This window comes from Streptomyces sp. NPDC104309 (genome assembly GCF_055584025.1).
Genome location: NZ_JBVJMV010000027.1, coordinates 53,078 through 65,418 on the forward strand (window position 1 = coordinate 53,078; position 12,341 = coordinate 65,418).

Genomic DNA, 12,341 nt, shown 5'->3' on the forward strand with positions numbered 1-12,341 from the left:
AGTCGCCGAGGGTACTTCACCGATACGTACGACCGTGAGCGCAATCGTCGTGATCCAGCTCACTTTCACGCGCCCCGGCCGCCCTGCGAGGCTGCCGGGCACGGCGGCGTGCCGTACCTCGGGGCTGTCGGACACTGCGGCGTGTCAATCCCCGGGGTGGAGCCAGCACCCCCTTGGAGGGAGGGGGCTTGCCCCCGTACGCCCCGGGTGGTGGCGCCATGGCCGCCCTGCCTCTGGTCACCATACGTTTCTACAGGTCAGCGCAGCTTTCCAGAGACCGGAGACCCCATGCCCCAGGCCGTAGCCACCGTTGTGGAAGGCACCCGTGACGGTGCGGGAGCTGCTGTCAGTGCCGGCGGTGCCGGAGCCGCCCCGAGCCAGGGGAGCGACTTCGCGCCGCTCCTGCGGGCGGTCAAGGGGCAAGGACTCCTGGAACGGCGGACCGGCTGGTACACGGCGGGCATAGCCACCAATCTGGTCGCCCTGGGTGCCGTACTCACCGGGATGTTCCTCCTCGGCAACAGCTGGTGGACCCTGCTGCTCGCGCTGCCACTGGCGGTCTTCTGGTCCCGCACCGCGTTCGTCGGACACGACGCCGGACACGCCCAGATATCCGGTGACCGCAGGGCGAGCCGGGTCATCGGGCTGTTCCACGCGAACCTGCTGCTCGGCATGAACGAGGCCTGGTGGAACGACAAGCACGTACGCCACCACGCCAATCCCAACCACATCGACAAGGACCCGGACGTCGGAGTCGGCGCCCTTGTCTGGACCCAGAAGCAGGCGGCCCAGCGCGAAGGATTCGCCCGCTGGCTGACCCGCAACCAGGCCCGGCTCTTCTTCCCGATGCTGCTCCTCGAAGGCATCGCGCTCAAGATCTCCGGATTCCAGTACCTGCGGCGGCAGCCCGCCGGGGAGCGCGCCCTCTCGGCACTGCTCCTGGTCGCCCACCTCGGTCTCTACGCGACCCTGCTGCTCACCGTCATGTCCCCGGGCAAGGCCGTCGTCTTCGCGCTGGTGCACCACGCACTGTTCGGGCTCCACCTGGGCATGGCGTTCGCCCCGAACCACAAGGGCATGGAGATGCCCGACCCCGACGGCGACCGTTGGGGCCACCTCCAGCGCCAGGTCCTCACCTCGCGCAACGTGCGCGGCGGCGTTCTCACCGACTGGTTCCTCGGCGGGCTCAACTACCAGATCGAGCACCATCTCTTCCCGAGCATGCCCCGCCCTCATCTGCGCCTGGCGCAGCCCATGGTGCGCGCCCACTGCGAGGCACTCGGCATGCCGTACGCGGAGACCGGACTGATCGAGTCCTACCGGCAGGCACTTCAGCACATGCACGAGGTCGGCGAACCCCTGAGGTGAGGACTCCCGTCCGGCTGGAACCGATAGGCGCGTACAGGCGTTCTCACAGCAGGAGCGGCCTCGGGTCGCGAAGGAGGCGTGGACGATGTCGAACAGCGCGAAGATTGCCATCGGGGGAGTCGTCGCAGCAGTCATCCTGATCCCGTTCATCGGATTCTGGCTGTCGCTGCTGGTCCTGGTCGGGGTTCCGGCAGTCGCCTATCTGATGCTGGATCCCGGCCAGCGGCGCAGGCTCCGCAGGATCACCCGCAAGGAAATAGGCCGCTGACAACGACGGGGGCGCCGCGGTGAGTGGCAGAGTGACGGCGGTGAGCAGGAACGAGGCGTATTCGTTCACCAAGCCGAACAGGCGGAGCGTCACGCTGCTGGCCGGGCTCGGCGTGGAGGGGGACGTGCACGCGGGGGGCACGGTCAAGCACCGGTCCCGGGTCGCGCAGGATCCCACCCAGCCGAATCTGCGCCAGGTCCATCTCATCCACGAGGAGCTGTTCGGCGAATTGCGGGCAGCCGGTTTCGAGGTGGCTCCCGGTGACCTCGGGGAGAACGTCACCACCAACGGTGTCGATCTCCTCGCGCTCCCCGTCGGCACTCTGCTGCACCCCGGTGACATGGCCGTCGTCGAGGTCACCGGACTCCGTAACCCCTGTCTGCAGATCGACAACTTCAAGGACGGTCTACTTCCAGCAGGTCGTCGGCCGTGATGCGACGGGCCGGGTCGTGCGCAAGGCCGGGATCATGGGCATCGTCACGGTCGGCGGACTGGTCCGTCCGGGCGACCCGATCGAGGTCGAGCTGCCCGTGGGCCCGCATCGGGCGCTCGAACGCGTGTAGTCGGAGCGCGGGTGAGGCGAGGCCGGTCGCCTCGGCCGACTCGGCGCTCCGCTGTTTGCCGACAGCGGTCGCCCTCCTGCCGAGCGTGGTGGTCTCGTGCTCAGGCCGGCCGTACCGCGATCTCGTCCAGGGCCTTCAACAGGCCCGGCAGCGCCGCGCCCCGCCCGACCGGCAGCACCTCGCCCGGTTCCTCGTCCAGCAGGACGAACGCGATGTCATCGGTTCTGGCGACCAGGGACCAGCCGGGGCCGTCGGCGCGCAGCATGCGGGCCTCGCCCGTGGCGAAGGAGGACCGGACACGGCCCGGGGGCGGCTGGGTGTCCACATAGGCATGTGCCTCCGCGAGCGCCCGCCGCACACCGGGATGTGCCCCGGAAGGGCCGTCCGGAGCGGGGCTCTCGGCCGTGGCGCCGGGGTCGCTGGTCCGGGCCTCGCCCTCGGCCGTGGCCCCGGCTCCGGTTTCGGCCGCGTCCTGGGCCTTTGCATCTGATCCGCCCGGGAGTCCGGCCTCGGGCTCGGCTCCACCATCGGCCCCGACCCCGACCGCGGCTTCGAGTCCGCCCTCGATCGCGCCCCCCTGCTTGCCCTCACCGTCGTCCTCGACCCCGCCGCCGGCTCCGGTTCGACTCCCGGTCCCGGTGCCGGTGTCGGCTGCCTCGGCCTTCCCAGTGATGGCGCGCACCCCCGTGGCGTCGTCGGCCGCGCCGCCTGCGCCCTTGGAGCCGTCCGTGACTTTCGGCGTCGTGAAGGCCGTCTCGTCGTCGATCTGCTCGCGCCAGGCCGCCCACTGATGCGCTATCTCGTCCGCACCCATGCGCCTCTGGGCCGGGCCCCACGAATCCGTGTCGGGCGGTGCCAGTGGCGCGGGATCGGAACCCTCGGCCGCCGGATCCGGCAACGGATCGTGCGGGGCGGCCACTCCCGGCGCCGCGACCCCCACCGCGAGCGGCCAGCCGGGCAGCGCACAGACCACCGAACGGTCGTCGGGAGAGAGGTCGTAGTCCATTCCGCAGTCCCACGACGCGATCGCCACGGCGACCAGCGACACGTCCTCGACGACGACGGTCCACCGCGCACCACTGCCGTCCTGCCCCAGGACCAGCCCGTATCCCTCGGCGTACGGTTCGAGGGCGAGCGCCGCGCACGCGGCCGGGTAGTCGTCACCGAGCACGCTCGGGAACTGCGCCGGTGTCAGCAGTACCGCGGTCAGCACATACAGCGCGTCGTCGTCGGCGACTGTGTCGCTCGTCCCGGTCACGGCACCCTCCTCGTCCGTCATGGTTGTCCGTCGGCGCACCTTAACGAGTCGGTAACCCACTCGTCGAGGCCCTGACAAGTGATGACACGCGCCGCGCGGTCCGACGGAGGAAGTTCTTCAGTCGGCGGGCAGTCCGAGCAGCGCACGAGCCACGGCCCGCGGCGACTCGTCGCGCTCACGGGCCAGGGCGATCACGGCGCGGCAGGCCAGCTCGCTGACACCGAAGGAGAGCGCCTCGGGCGACACCCAGCTACTCGCCTCGTCAGCCAGCGCCTGATCTTCGTCCACGGACGCCGAGACATAGGCGGCGGCAGCCTCGAACAGATTGCGCTGCCTGCGTCGCCCTTCATCGAGAGATCGCGCCTGCCGTGTGTCCTTCCGGTCCGGGGAGACCATCTTCCGCAAGCTGCCGATTATGTCGATCACGGAGACCGCCTTTCCGAGCACCCCCGAGCGCATGACTTGCGCCTGCCACCTACGGTGTTCCCCGCCGACGTAGAGTTGGACCTTCGACCGAGAAGAGGGGGCGGTTCGGTGAAGCGGTACGACCGGCTGAAGGAGATCCAGCGTCTCGATCCGGAACGGGACTTCCTCCGGATCTACCGGATCACGGCGACCTACGAGTTTCCCTGGGACATCACCCGCGCTCTCGAACTGGCCCTGTACCGCACCTATGCCGTCCCCAGCATCGGTCGACTCCTCGCGGAGACAGCCGAACTGACGGAACGTTCGCAGAAGCGCTACGACGACACCGCACTTCTCCTCGACGCGGTCGTGGAGCACGGTTTCGACAGCGACCCGGGACGCACGGCCATTCGCCGGATCAATCAGATGCACCGCAGTTACGACATCAGCGACGACGACATGCGCTACGTGCTGTGTACCTTCGTCGTCACCCCGAAGAGATGGCTCGACGACTACGGCTGGCGTCGGCTGTCCGACCATGAACTGCGGGCGTGCGCCGCCTATTACCGCACTCTGGGCGCTCATATGGGCATCAAGGACCTGCCTCGGACGTACGAGGACTTCGAGTGCGCCCTCGACTCCTACGAGGCCGAGCACTTCGGCTGGGACGAAGGGGGACGCGGCGTCTCCGATGCCACGCTGGACCTGATGAGTTCCTGGTATCCGCGCCCCCTCGCTCCCGTCGCGCGGAAGGCGGCCCTCGCGCTTCTCGACGACTCGCTGCTGCGGGCATTTCGCTACGAACGGCCGAGCTCCACGGCACGTGGGCTCACCCGAGGCGCTCTGCGACTGAGGGCACGGGCCGTGCGACTGTTGCCGCCGCGTGCAACCCCGCACTACGCCCGGCAGAACCCGGAGATCAAGGGCTATCCCGGCGGCTACGAGATCTCCGGGCTCGGTACGTTTCCCACCCCGGGCCTGCGAGGCTGTCCGGTCCCGCACAAGCGCGGCCCCGCCGCCACGGCCGAGTGAGCGGAAGGGAGCCGCGCTCGCAGGTCAGAGCGTCCGTACGGCCAGGGCGAGGAAGCGGTCGTCCTCATCGGTGTACGCGTCGAGCCGCCAGCCCGAACGTGCCAGCAGCGGGCGGAGGTTGTGCTCGGCACGTAGGTCGTCGTCGGTGATCGAGCGGCCGTGGCGCGCTGCCAGGGCGGCCCGCCCGATGGGGTGGAAGAGAGCCAGCTGCCCGCCCGGCCGAACCACTCGTGCCAATTCCGCCAGATCCGGTCCTGGGCGCGACAGATGGGAGATGAGCCCGGCCGCGAACACCGCGTCGAGCGACCGCGGGCGCAGGGGCAATCGGGCGACATCGGCGAGGATCAGTGCTCCGCTCCGGTCACGTCCCGCCCGTACCGCCGAGTCCAGCATCGCCTTGGTGAGGTCCACGCCCAGCACCGTGCCCTGCGGTCCCACGGCGGCGCGCAGCGCGGGCAGCGCCCGCCCCGTACCGCAGCCGGCATCGAGCACGGCGTCCCCGGCCCCGAGCCCGAGGGCGTCGACCCCGGCGGTGTAGGCAGGCCCGTCGTCGGGAAACCGGGTGTCCCAATCCGCCGCGCGGGCCGTGAAGAAGTCCTGGACGTGTGTGTGGTCATTGGCCATATGGACATGATCGCGCAGTCGCCGACGGGACGAAAAGGGCCGTGACGTCGGATAGTGACCGTCGACCAGCTCGACCAGCTCCGCCACCCCCACCCGTCGACTGCCCGTGCAATCGCCCGACGGGCTCACCCTCCGCGAGGTGGTCAACGGCCCGAGTCCCCTTCGGCGCGACGCGGTGGGCGCGGCCACGAGGGCACATTCGCGGAGCCCACAGGCTCTCCCCCTGCCCCGGTGAGCGGAGAAAGGGGAGAGCCCGGTGCTCATTGCCCGTACAGGTCCACGGAGTCAGACATTGACCCCGTAGTCGGACGCGATGCCGGCCAGGCCCGAGGCGTAGCCCTGGCCGACCGCGCGGAACTTCCACTCCGCGCCGTGCCGGTACAGCTCGCCGAAGACCATGGCGGTCTCGGTCGAGGCGTCCTCGCTGAGGTCGTAACGGGCCAGCTCGATGCCGTTCGCCCGGTTCACCACGCGGATGAACGCGTTGCGGACCTGGCCGAAGCTCTGCCCGCGACTCTGCGCGTCGTGAATGGAGACCGGGAAGACTATCTTCGCGACGTTCGCCGGGACAGCCGCCAGATCCACGTTGATGGACTCGTCGTCGCCCTCGCCCTCACCGGTCAGATTGTCCCCGGTGTGCTGGACCGAACCGTCCGGGCTCGTCAGGTTGTTGTAGAAGACGAAGTGCAGGTCGGAGAGCACCTTGCCGGTGTCCGAGCACAGCAGAGCACTCGCATCCAGGTCGTGATCCGCGCCCGTCGTCGTCCGTACGTCCCAGCCCAGGCCCACCGTCACTGCGGTCAGGCCGGGCGCCTCCTTCGACAAGGAGACGTTGCCGCCCTTGGCCAGGCTCACACCCATGAACTTCCTCCATCGATCCAGTGGTCCAGCGCTTCAGTGCTGCGATGATCGGCGCTTCTTCGGCCGTCACCCGGGCCAACGACGGCGCCGCACTTCTGGTTCCCTTGCTTGCGCAATCCCTGAAGTGAAGGCGACGAGGGCCGCCGTACTCCGGCGAACCGGTGTCTCATGCGCGAGGCTCGGTACCGGGGCTCGCGTCGGTCTCCTTCATGGCCTTCGCCTCACTCTTCAGGATCCGCATGGATTTGCCCAGGGCGCGGGCCGTGTCCGGCAGCTTCTTCGAGCCGAACAGCACGATCACCACAATCGCCACGATCAGCAGGTGCCAGGGTTCGAGACCGTTGCGCAACATCTACGTCCCGCCCTTCCTTTCGGTGTTTTGACCGCTGTTTCCGCTCGGTGTTCGCGGACAGTGCCTCAGGCTGGCTGTGGGCAGGTCCGGTGGTCCAGTCGAGCAGCGATACTTGTCACATTGCGCAACTGTACAACCATGGGTGGGTGGAACGCGTCTTCCTCCATGGAAGCCGGACGGACGGGGTGGCCGATGACGGGAAATCGCAAGGCGGGAGCCGGCGGGGAGCGAGGCAGCAGCCTGCGGCGCACGGCCGTGTCGGGGGTGTCATTGCTCGTGCTGCTCGTCGCCGGCATCGGGTGGGGCTGGCTCCAGGTGAATGGCAGCATCGGCACCTTCAGCGCGGACGGAATCTCCGGCGACCGGCCTCCGGACTCGTCGAAGGGGCAGAACGTCCTGGTCATCGGGTCGGACTCGCGCGCGGGCGAGAACAGCGGGCTGGGCGGGGGCACGGGTGCGGTGGGACGATCCGACACCGCGTTCCTCCTGCATGTGTACGGTGACCGCAGGCACGCGGTCGCCGTGTCCATCCCGCGTGATTCCCTGGTCGACATCCCGCCCTGCAAATTACCGGGGGGCGAGTGGACCGCGCCGAAGCACGCGGTGATGTTCAACGGCGCGTTCTCGGTGGGGGAGACGGCCGAGGGAAACCCGGCCTGTAGCCAGAACACCGTCGAACATCTCAGCGGCCTGCGCGTCGATCACACCGTCGTTGTCGATTTCGCCGGATTCTCCGCACTGACCTCGGCCGTCGGAGGCGTACCCGTATGCCTTCCCCACGACATCTACCAGCGCGACCTCAGCCCGAAGCGGCCCACCCGGGGCGCCCGGATCTTCGCGAAGGGACTGCAGACCGTCTCCGGGCAGCGGGCACTCGACTACGTCCGGCTCCGGCACGGCATCGGTGACGGCTCGGACATAGGGCGGATCAAGCGGCAGCAGGCCTTCGTGGCCTCCCTCATCAAGAAGATCAAGTCCCAGGGGCTGAACCCCGGCACGCTGCTGCCGCTCGCCGACGCGGCCACCGAGGCGATGACCGTCGACCCCGGACTCGGGTCGGCCGACCGGCTTCTGTCGTTCGCCAGGTCGATGAAGAACATCGACCTGCACAACACCAAGTTCGTCACCGTCCCCTGGCGCTACGAGGGCGCACGCGTCGCGATCGTCGAACCGGATGCCGACGCGCTCTGGGCAGCGCTGAAGACCGACCGCACGGTCGACGGCCAGGACGCCGGCGCAAAGGGACCGGCCGAGGGCGGGGCCGAGAGCCGCCCGGCATCGCCCAGGGCCATCGCTCCGGTCTCCGGCACGGGCATCACCGTCGCCGTCTACAACGGCACCAGGGTCACAGGACTCGCGGCCCGAGCCACCGAGTCGCTGCGCTCCCGAGGCTTCACGGTCACCACCACGGCCACGGCGAGCATCCAGGACCACCCCTCGACCGTCATCGAATTCGGGCCGGGCCTGCGGGACGCGGCGGAGACCACCGCAGGATTCTTCACGGGCGCGCGGACGACGGCGTCCGGAACCGCCGGAATCCGGGTGATCCTCGGCAGTTCCTTCGCCCGGAATCCAGTGGTCGGGCCCGGGACGCCGGCCGCCTCCGCAGTGCCGTCCTCCGTCTCCGGCGGGGTCAGGTCGGCCGACGACGACCCCTGCGCGGACCTCTCCTACGGCTGACCGCTGCCCATGAGCGGGATCACGGCGCTCAGTGTGGTGCTCGTCCCGTCCGAAGCTGCAGGGCCGGGTGCCGGGGAGCTGCGAAGCCGTACGACTCGTACAGCGCGGCACCGTCCCCCGTGGCGTTCAGATCGACGACCATGACCCGGATCTCCTCACGGAATCAGGTGAGCAGGGCTTCGAGGCAGACACGGGCGTGCCCGCGGCGGCGCCGACGGGGGTCGGTGCTGACATTGGACACATGCCCGCGCAACCTGCTCGGATTGGCCGGGCTGGGGGCATGCGCGTCGCAGGTTCCGACCGCGCTGGAGACGGTGCCGAGCTCGGGGTCGTCGACGAGGAAAGCCGCGAACCTGTCAGGACGTCGCATCTGCTCGGTGAACCACCACGCGGAGGCCGCCCGCCATGGGGCGTCGGCGCCCCCGGTCTCCATTCCCATGTCGGCCAGCATCTGCCCACGCAGCCGCACCAGCGCGGGCACATCGTCGATCGTGGCCCGGCGGGCACGCACCACCTGCCCGCCACCGGCGCCGGGTCCGGATTCGGGTTGGTCGATGCCTGGCGGGGTCATGAGTACTTCCACTTCCGTTCGTAGCGAGCACGCGCCGCCCACAACCCGAATGCGTACAGAGCCAGGACCGTTGCCAGCAACAGGTAATAGAGCGGTGGCAGCGCACTCATGCCCAGCAGCGGCCCGAGCGGGCTGAGCGGCAGCACCAGGCCGACCACGGCAAGTCCGGACACGGCGGCGCGGAGCGGCCTCCCGCTGCGCCCCTCGGCGGAGCGACGGCCCGTACGGAGCAGCAGCATGACCAGAGCCTGGGTGAGCAGGTTCTCGGTGAACCACCCCGAGTGGAAGGCCTCCTGCCCGGCCGCCGTCGCCGAATCGTGCAAGGCGTAGGCCAGCACGGCGAACGTCGCCAGGTCGGCGGTGGCGTTCAGCAGACCGAAACCGGTGATGAAGCGGAGGAAGTCGCGCGGACGCAGCACCGTCGGCCGCCGCAGTACCGCGGGTGCCGGCCGGTCGAACGCGAAGGCGAGCTGCGCCACGTCGAAGCACAGGTTCTGCACCAGGACCTGTGTGGGAAGCATCGGCAGGAACGGCAGCATGAGTCCCGCGGCGAGCATCGCGATGACATTGCCGAGGTTCGACGAGAGCGTGATGCGCAGATACGTGGCGATGTTCCCGCTGCAGTGCCGTCCCGCCGTGATCGCGTGATCGATGGCCGCGAGATCCTTCTCGGCAAGCACCACATCGGCGGTCTCCCGCGCCACGTCGACCGCGTTGCGCGGGCAGATGCCGACATCGGCCGCGTGCATCGCGGGCAGATCGTTGACGCCGTCGCCGAGAAAGCCGGTGGTGTGCCCGCAGGCACGGAGCGCGGAGACGATTCGGGCCTTGTGCTCCGGCGTGCAGCGGGCGAAGACCGTGGCCCGGTCGGCGGCATCCGCCAGCTCCTCGTCCGACAGCGCGTCGATCCGCGCCGCGGAGACGACTTCGCCGGGATCGAGGCCCAGATCCCGGCAGGCGCGGGCGACCGTCCCCGGATCGTCGCCGGTGAGGACCTTCACGCAGACGCCCCGGTGTTCCAGCACGCCCAGGGCCTCCGTCGCGCTCGGCGTGAGCGCGTCCCGCAGAGCGACGAAGCCGAGGAAGGTCAGCCCCCGCTCGTCGGCCGTCGTGTACGCACCGAGCCGGGCGGGCCGCTCGGTCCGGGCCACCGCGAGCAGCCGCAGACCGTTCGCGGACTCGCGGGCGGCCAGGGCACTCAGCCGGTCCCGTTCGGCGTCGTCGAGGGAACAGCGGTCGAGTACCGCCTCCACCGCCCCCTTCGTGACGAGGGTGTGGATGCCGAGCCGCCCAGGACTGCGTACGACGGCGGTGCCCAGCCGCCGCACCGGATCGAACGGCAGCGCGGCCACGCCGTCGTACGAGGACAGCGTCTCCTCCTGCTCCTCGGTCGCGTCCAGCACCGCCTCGTCGAGTGCGTCGGGGGCGGGCAGATCAGCGAGCTGCAGCGTCCACAGCGCGTTGACCGCGGCCCAGTGCAGCACCTCGGGATCGGACCGGTCCGCTCCGTTCAGCGACCTTTCGACGACGGGCCGGTCCTGGGTGAGCGTTCCGGTCTTGTCCAGACACAGCACATCGATCGCGCCGAGATCATGCAGGGCCGGAAGTCGTTTGACGATCACCCCGCGGTTGCGGGCAAGCAACGAAGCGCCCCTGGCCAGCGCCGTCGTGACGATCACCGGCAGCATCTCCGGAGTCAGACCCACCGCCACCGCGACGGCGAACGGCAACGTCTCCAGACCGCGGCCGCGCAGGGCCGCGTTGGCCATCAGCACCAGGGGCGGGGTGAGCAGCATGAACCGGATCAGCGTCCAGGAGATTCCCTGGACCGAACGGTCGAACGCGCTCGTCCCGCGGCGGCGTGCCGAACTGTCGTACGCGGCGGAGAACCGGGTGTCCGCGCCCGTGGCTGTCACCACCGCCGTGCCGCTGCCGGATGCCACGCTGCTGCCCTGGAAACACAGCTCGGGCCGCGCGAACAGGCCGGCCTCGCCACCGGGCCCGGCGCCGGGCGGCCGGTCCCGGTCCGGAGCGTCGACGGGCTCCTTGGCGACCGGTGCCGACTCGCCGGTGAGGGCCGACTGATGCACGGTCAGGCCGCTCGCGCGCAGCAGCCGCACGTCGGCGGGCACGAGATCTCCGGGACCGAGGCGGATCACGTCGCCCGGCACCAGCTCCCCGACCGGCAGCTCACGCGCCTGCGGCACGGCGTCCGGTCCGGTGCGGCGCAGCACGGTCGCGGTGGTCGCCACAAGTTCCCGCAGTGCGGCCGTGGAACGGTCGGCCCGATGTTCCTCCGCGGAGCGCAACACACAGCTGACGACCACGAGCACCAGCGTCACCGAGGCCGTGCCCCACGAGGCCACCGCCGCGGAGACCAGACCCAGGCAGAGGAGCACCGAGGTGAACGGGTCCCGCAGGCTGCCAAGGAAGCGGCGGGGCCAGGAGACCGGACGCCAGGCCGGCAGGGTGTTCTCGCCGAACCGGGCCAGCCGTTCCTCCGCCTGCGCCTCCTGCAGCCCTCGAGGACCGCTGTCCAGCGAACGGAGTACCTGCAAGGAGGTCGGCGCGGCGACGGACGGTGCCGGCGGCGCGACATCGGCGGCGGCGTTCCGGCCGGCCGCCGCGCTCGCTATCGGCACGACGACGGCGGGCGAGTCATCGGGATCGGTGCTGCCGGGACCTGCGGCGGCACTGCTCTCAGGCACCGAGCTCACGGAGGCGTACGGGCTGGTCGGGCGTGTGTCCGGCGCGTGCGGCGAGCTGGCCGACCATCAAACGGACGACGGTCACCACATCGGGATCGTCGACCAGATAGACCTGCCGACGGCCTTCGCGCCGTGACCGTACGAGACCGGCCAGTTTCAGCTTCGTCAGATGCTGGCTCACCGACGGAAGGGTGCCGCCCACCCGCTCCGCGAGGCCGGTCACATCACTCTCGCCCTGGGAGAGGGCCCACACGATGTGCAGCCGCGCAGGTGTCGCCAGCAGGCCGAAGGCGGCTGCCGCCTCCACCAGTACCTCCGCGGGCGGATCCGTGAAACCGCCGTCGGCAGCTGTCGACACTCTTGCTCTCCTTGTCAGCGTGGGCCGACTGCTCGCGCCCGAAGTCTCCAGTGTAGGCGCCGGACGTCTGCCGTCCGCGGGCCGTTGGCCGGAGAGAGTACGGGAGCGGACGGGAACCGACGGGGCGGCGCGGGTGGGAGCGGGCAGACACGAACGGCCGCGTGCGGTCACTCCAGGGAGCGAGGGACAGGGCCGACCGGGTACGCGGGCCGGAAGCGGACGGTCCGGCTCCTCAACGTGGTGGATCGAGCCCTCCGGCCCCAGCCGTCGGCCGACCGTCGCCCAGCAGGGCC

At 70.1% G+C, this 12,341-nt stretch carries 12 protein-coding genes and 1 pseudogene; 5 read left to right on the forward strand and 8 right to left on the reverse strand.

What is annotated here, in order from left to right:
• Positions 1–288: 288 nt before the first annotated feature.
• From ACZ68L_RS31295 to ACZ68L_RS31305, 3 genes and pseudogenes are all read left to right on the forward strand, one after another.
• Positions 289–1,368, forward strand: coding sequence for a fatty acid desaturase family protein (locus tag ACZ68L_RS31295; RefSeq protein WP_469583474.1), 1,080 nt, complete (start codon positions 289–291; stop codon positions 1,366–1,368).
• Between the two features lie 85 nt (positions 1,369–1,453).
• Entirely contained in the window at positions 1,454–1,636 is a 183-nt protein-coding gene (locus ACZ68L_RS31300; protein WP_351082883.1) for a hypothetical protein, read from the forward strand.
• 19 nt (positions 1,637–1,655) lie between these two features.
• Positions 1,656–2,199 (forward strand): annotated as a pseudogene (locus tag ACZ68L_RS31305) (MOSC domain-containing protein).
• 100 nt (positions 2,200–2,299) lie between these two features.
• On the opposite strand, the gene ACZ68L_RS31310 reads toward ACZ68L_RS31305, so the two are convergent.
• Both ACZ68L_RS31310 and ACZ68L_RS31315 read right to left on the reverse strand, forming a co-directional pair.
• A complete protein-coding gene (locus ACZ68L_RS31310; RefSeq protein ID WP_469583476.1) occupies positions 2,300–3,478 on the reverse strand; it encodes a hypothetical protein in 1,179 nt (392 codons plus the stop codon).
• A gap of 96 nt (positions 3,479–3,574) precedes the next feature.
• Positions 3,575–3,853 (reverse strand): hypothetical protein, encoded by a 279-nt coding sequence (locus tag ACZ68L_RS31315; protein ID WP_469583635.1) that lies wholly within the window; start codon positions 3,851–3,853, stop codon positions 3,575–3,577.
• Between the two features lie 138 nt (positions 3,854–3,991).
• Here ACZ68L_RS31315 and ACZ68L_RS31320 point away from each other — a divergent pair, with 138 nt between their 5' ends.
• The gene (locus ACZ68L_RS31320) at positions 3,992–4,894 is read left to right on the forward strand and encodes an oxygenase MpaB family protein (RefSeq protein ID WP_469583479.1); all 903 of its coding nucleotides are present in this window, start codon (positions 3,992–3,994) and stop codon (positions 4,892–4,894) included.
• Positions 4,895–4,918: 24 nt separating this feature from the next.
• Here ACZ68L_RS31320 and ACZ68L_RS31325 read toward each other — a convergent pair whose 3' ends face one another.
• The 3 genes from ACZ68L_RS31325 to tatA all read right to left on the reverse strand — a co-directional run bounded on the left by ACZ68L_RS31325 (position 4,919) and on the right by tatA (position 6,731).
• Positions 4,919–5,518, reverse strand: a complete 600-nt coding sequence (locus ACZ68L_RS31325; protein WP_469583482.1) for a class I SAM-dependent methyltransferase — start codon at positions 5,516–5,518, stop codon at positions 4,919–4,921.
• 285 nt (positions 5,519–5,803) lie between these two features.
• Positions 5,804–6,379 carry a TerD family protein gene (locus tag ACZ68L_RS31330; protein ID WP_469583486.1) on the reverse strand — a complete coding sequence of 192 codons (576 nt, stop codon included), beginning with the start codon at positions 6,377–6,379 and terminating at the stop codon, positions 5,804–5,806.
• A 166-nt stretch (positions 6,380–6,545) separates the two neighbouring features.
• Positions 6,546–6,731 (reverse strand): Sec-independent protein translocase subunit TatA, encoded by a 186-nt coding sequence (tatA, locus tag ACZ68L_RS31335; protein ID WP_469583489.1) that lies wholly within the window; start codon positions 6,729–6,731, stop codon positions 6,546–6,548.
• Between the two features lie 192 nt (positions 6,732–6,923).
• On the opposite strand from tatA, the gene ACZ68L_RS31340 reads away from it, so the two are divergent.
• Complete coding sequence (locus ACZ68L_RS31340; RefSeq protein ID WP_469583493.1) at positions 6,924–8,411, forward strand: LCP family protein; 1,488 nt, start codon at positions 6,924–6,926, stop codon at positions 8,409–8,411.
• A 163-nt stretch (positions 8,412–8,574) separates the two neighbouring features.
• Here ACZ68L_RS31340 and ACZ68L_RS31345 read toward each other — a convergent pair whose 3' ends face one another.
• Genes ACZ68L_RS31345 through ACZ68L_RS31355 form a run of 3 tightly spaced genes read right to left on the reverse strand, consistent with a single transcriptional unit; the run spans position 8,575 to position 12,048 of the window.
• The gene (locus tag ACZ68L_RS31345) at positions 8,575–8,982 is read right to left on the reverse strand and encodes a GNAT family N-acetyltransferase (RefSeq protein WP_469583496.1); all 408 of its coding nucleotides are present in this window, start codon (positions 8,980–8,982) and stop codon (positions 8,575–8,577) included.
• The gene (mgtA, locus tag ACZ68L_RS31350) at positions 8,979–11,699 is read right to left on the reverse strand and encodes a magnesium-translocating P-type ATPase (RefSeq protein ID WP_469583499.1); all 2,721 of its coding nucleotides are present in this window, start codon (positions 11,697–11,699) and stop codon (positions 8,979–8,981) included. Before mgtA ends, ACZ68L_RS31345 begins: the two co-directional genes overlap by 4 nt.
• Positions 11,683–12,048, reverse strand: coding sequence for an ArsR/SmtB family transcription factor (locus ACZ68L_RS31355; protein ID WP_469583503.1), 366 nt, complete (start codon positions 12,046–12,048; stop codon positions 11,683–11,685). The genes mgtA and ACZ68L_RS31355 overlap by 17 nt, the downstream gene beginning before the upstream one ends.
• Between the last annotated feature and the right edge of the window lie 293 nt (positions 12,049–12,341).